At 63.4% G+C, this 3,091-nt stretch carries 3 protein-coding genes and 1 pseudogene; 1 reads left to right on the top strand and 3 read right to left on the bottom strand.

Annotated features, from left to right (window positions below; translation table 11 throughout):
* Window positions 1-104 (bottom strand): hypothetical protein (locus RT582_RS22330; protein WP_313480081.1); only part of this gene is annotated, 104 nt, incomplete at its 3' end.
* A gap of 213 nt (window positions 105-317) precedes the next feature.
* Window positions 318-2,339, bottom strand: coding sequence for a TonB-dependent receptor (locus RT582_RS22335; RefSeq protein WP_313480079.1), 2,022 nt, complete (start codon window positions 2,337-2,339; stop codon window positions 318-320).
* 227 nt (window positions 2,340-2,566) lie between these two features.
* Between RT582_RS22335 and RT582_RS22340 the strand changes: the two genes are divergently transcribed.
* Window positions 2,567-2,791 (top strand): DUF3203 family protein, encoded by a 225-nt coding sequence (locus RT582_RS22340; protein ID WP_014819536.1) that lies wholly within the window; start codon window positions 2,567-2,569, stop codon window positions 2,789-2,791.
* 130 nt (window positions 2,792-2,921) lie between these two features.
* Here the strand turns inward: RT582_RS22340 and RT582_RS22345 are convergent.
* A pseudogene (locus RT582_RS22345) lies at window positions 2,922-3,091 on the bottom strand (sodium:proline symporter); the annotation flags it as partial.

Raw genomic sequence — 3,091 nt, forward strand, 5'->3', positions numbered from 1 at the left:
TCGTCGGAGAAGTTCTTGGTGGAGCGGTAGGCGATGAAAACGATAAGGATCATAGCCGCGATATAGACCACGAAAGTGATCAGAGTGGGAGTGCTGACGTTCATGGGACTTGTTTTCCTTGTTGGTCCTGACGTTCCATCGCCAGCGCGGACAACGACCGGCACCCGCAACGGAACAATCGAGGGGCGCAAGGATAGCGCGTCATCCGCGTACTTGCGCGTGACCGCGAGGTTCTGCGTGCCAGACCGCCTTCCTTAACGAACGAGGGCCGACAGTAGCTGCCGGCCCTCAAGGTTGCTGCAGGAGACTTGCTCGCCTTAGAACGCCAGGCGCACGCCCACGGTCAGGTTGCGCCCAGGCAGCAGCACCTCATCCTTGATGAACGAGGTGTGCTGACGGGCCTTCTCGTCCAGCAGGTTGTTAGCCTTGAGGTAGAGCAGGTAATCGGTCTGGTTCAGCGAGCCGCTGTAACCGAGGCTGGCGCCCAGCATGTTGTAGCCGCCGGTCTCGCTTTCGTAATCGGCCAGCTCGTCCTGACGCTGCACGCGATAGAACTCCAGCTGGCCGTTGAGCGCCGGGGTGAAGCTCTGATCCACCCGCACACCGAGGCGATCGGCGGGAATACGCGGCAGGTCGCCGCCGCCGTCGCGCAATTTGCCGCGCACGTGATCGCCGAACAGGGTGAAGGCGACGGCGTCGGTCGCCTGGAAGCGCACCTCCCCTTCCGCCCCGGTGAGCACGGCGTCCTGCTGGCGGTACTCGATCTCGCGGTAGCCGCCACCGATATCGTTGCCGGTATCAGCGGCATAAATGAAGTCATCCACCTCGTTGCGGAAGACGCTCAGGCTGAAGGTCGAGCGGCCGGCGAACTTGCGCAGGGTGATCTCGGCGTTATGCGAGGTTTCCTCCTCCAGGTCGACATTACCCAGCTCGACGGTGCGGGTCGCGGCATGCGGGCCGTTGGCGTAAAGCTCTTCGGCGCTGGGCAGGCGTTGCGAGCGCGTCAGCGAGAAGCCCAACGAGTACTGCGGAGCGAAGGTCCAGACCGCACCGGCGGACATCGAGGTGCCGCTGTGATCGGTATCCGGGCGGCCATCGGCATCGATGTCCTGCCATTCGTGACGCAGGCCGAGTTCATAGCGCCAGGCGCCGGCGGTGTATTCCTCGAGCAGGAACAGGCCGTGGTTGCGCGTCAGCGTCTGCGGCACGTAGGCCTCTTCGCCGAGGGCTTCGAAGTCACGCCGCAGCGTCTGCGCGCCGAGCACACCGCGCCAGCCGAACATTGGCTGATGGGTCAGCTCCAGGCGTGCGTCGGTGGCATCGTTGTTGAAGCGGGTGCCCACTTCCCCGCCTTCGATTTCCTTGTGCTGATAGTCGCTGTGGCCGATGCGCAGCCGCGCAAGCTCGAATCCCGGCAGCGGATCGCTCAGCTCGCCGCGCAGATCCCAGCGCTTCTGGCGCATGTCGACATAAGGCACGCTGCCATGCTCGTCATGATCATGCTCGTCGTCATCGTCGTGATCATCATGGCCACCGCAGTGCCAGTCGCTGCCGTGGGTGTGGCAATCGGCGTGCTCATGGGCCAGCAGCCCGTAGCGATTGTTCTGCTCACCGTAGGCGGCGCCGATGTAACCGCGCTCGCCGATGAAGCTGGCACCCAGATTGAAGCTGTCGGTGTCGTTGTAGGAGCCTTCCTGCTTGTCCGGCGAACCGGGGATTTCATAAGGGTCGGCCTGGCGCTTGGTGCCTTCGGCGCGCACGGCGAAGTTGCCGCTGCCAGCGGTGATGCCGAACATCCCTGCCCCTTCGTTGGCGACGCTGTTGGTACGCAGCTCCAGCTCGCCTTCGTAGCCCTTCTCCGGCACGCGGGTGGGGATCTTCTTGTCGATCACGTTGACCACGCCGCCGATGGCGCCGCCACCGTAGAGCAGGGTTGCCGGCCCCTTGAGGACCTCGATGCGCTCGGCCAGTAGCGGCTCGCTGGTCACCGCGTGGTCGGGGCTGATGGTCGAGGCATCGAGCAGCTCTACTCCATCGCTCAGCACCTTGACCCGTGCGCCATCCAGCCCGCGAATCACCGGGCGCGCCGCACCGGCGCCGAAGCTGCTGGAGCGCACGCCAGGCAGGCTTTCCAGCGTTTCACCCAGCGTTGCCTCGCGACGCAGCACCAGTTCATCTCCCTCCATCACGGCAGCCGGCGTGGTCATCTCATGGCTCTGCTTGGCCAGGCCGCTGGCGCTGATCACGACGGATTGCAGTTCGACCGGCTCGGCGGCCCAGGCAGCCGGAACCAGGGCCAGGCTGATCGCCCAGGCCATGGGATGACGCTTCAGTTTCATGTGACTCTCCAGACAGTGGCGGTTGCCTTCCGAGGCAACCGAAGACGGCTGTGCGCCGGCATCCGGTAGCGGAGCCAGCTTTGCGGGGCGAGAATCTAGCATGTTATATCGTAACATTTAACCCTGTTTTTCCAGTAACAGGTACAACGGATGCACCCTGTTCGTGGTCGACATGGAAACGCCGGGCGAACCGCGCGCGGCTTTTGCACCGCTTCGGGAGATAGATCATGACCGTAGACATCGACACCACCACCGGCACCTGCGCCGTGGTCATCAACGGCAACACGCACCGCAGTGCCCTGATGGACGTCCGCATCACCACCGATCCCCAGGCACGCATGTCGGTGATGAATATCGACGGCACCAGCATCCACGTGCCGGAAGACGAAGCCGAACACCTGATTGCCGCGGGTGCAGTGGACGACCGATCCAATCTGGTAGCGGACGACTGAATCTGCGGCAGAAACGCAAAACCCCGGCTAGCCGGGGTTTTTTGCAGGTTATTTAAGCAAGATCCGCTGCAGCAACCGACTGTGGGAGCGCGCTCCCGCTTCGAGCCGGGGCGACACTCCGACAGTAGCCTTAGCCGGCGTGGTAATCCGCGTCAGCTTCCTCGAAGCGCTTGATGATGGTCGGGGCCGGCTCGGCACCCATCTTGCTCACTACATAGATGGCGATGCTGGCGAGGATGAAACCGGGGATGATTTCGTACAGGCCCAGACCGATGAACTCCTTCCACACCACCACGGTGA

Origin of the sequence: Stutzerimonas kunmingensis, assembly GCF_032106285.1 — a bacterium.
Lineage (GTDB): Bacteria > Pseudomonadota > Gammaproteobacteria > Pseudomonadales > Pseudomonadaceae > Stutzerimonas > Stutzerimonas kunmingensis_B.